The organism is Sheuella amnicola, from assembly GCF_010499255.1.
Taxonomy (GTDB): domain Bacteria; phylum Pseudomonadota; class Gammaproteobacteria; order Burkholderiales; family Burkholderiaceae_B; genus Zwartia; species Zwartia amnicola.
This window is the reverse complement of record NZ_JAAGRN010000027.1, coordinates 1-1,196: the sequence shown is the minus strand read 5'-3', so window position 1 is coordinate 1,196 and position 1,196 is coordinate 1. Positions and strand designations below refer to the sequence as shown.

The following is a 1,196-nucleotide window of genomic DNA, read 5'->3' as shown; positions in this document are numbered from 1 at the left end:
GAGCCTGTAAATAAATTTGTGTAAGTACCGACGGTCTATTAACCTCTCTCAGAGGAAATGACATGTTGAACACCACAATGGATCGTACCAAACTACAGGCACTTGCAGCTGAATTAGCGAAAGATATTAAAACCGAGGCGGATCTGAACGCCTTATCTCGAGAATTACTTAAATTAACTGTCGAAACAGCATTAAATGCCGAACTGACGGATCATCTCGGCTACGAGAAACACGGCAACAGTCGAGCAGCCAAAGGCAATGCCCGCAACGGCACCACCTCTAAAACGCTTAAAAGTCAGCACGGGGAAGTTGAAATCAGCACGCCTCGTGATCGTGATGGCTCATTTGAGCCTCAGTTGTTGCGAAAGAATCAGACCCGACTGACACAGATGGATGATCAGATCCTGACTCTGTATGCCAAAGGCTTAAGCACTCGGGAAATTGTCGATGCATTCAAGGAGATGTACGACGCTGACGTTTCTGCTGCTTTGATCTCCAAGGTGACCGATCGAGTGATTGACCAAATCACAGCTTGGCAATCCCGTCCACTCGATGCCGTCTACCCGATTGTTTATTTAGACTGCATCGTCATTAAGATTCGAGACAACATGCGGGTCATCAATAAAGCCATTTACCTCGCCCTTGGCGTGAACATGGACGGCCATAAGGATCTACTCGGACTTTGGATGTCAGATAATGAGGGAGCTAAATTCTGGGTCTCTGTACTTACGGAGCTAAAAACCAGAGGCGTGCAGGATATCCTGATCGCCTGCGTGGATGGATTAAAAGGCTTCCCTGATGCGATTGCTGTGGAATATCCGCAAACCAGGATTCAGCTTTGCATCGTACACATGGTGCGCAACAGTTTGAAGTATGTTTCCTGGAAAGATTACAAAGCCGTCACTGCCGACCTTAAACGAATCTATCAATCCGCTACAGAAGATCAAGCACTTGGCGAGTTAGATCACGTTGCACAGCAATGGGATGGAGCCTATCCTCAGATCTCGAAATCATGGAAGGCGCATTGGGCGAACTTGCGTACGATTTTTGAATACCCACCAGAGATTCGTAAGGCCATTTACACGACCAATGCCGTTGAATCACTCAATAGCGTCATTCGCGCCGCCACAAAACGACGAAAACTGTTCCCAAATGATGACTCGGCTCGAAAGGTGGTGTATCTTGCGATTGAACAG

Annotated in this window: 1 protein-coding gene; it reads left to right on the top strand. The window is 47.3% G+C overall.

Annotated elements, in window-relative coordinates:
- Positions 1-77: 77 nt before the first annotated feature.
- Positions 78-1,196 (top strand): IS256 family transposase (locus tag G3I67_RS14875; protein WP_163656364.1); only part of this gene is annotated, 1,119 nt, incomplete at its 3' end.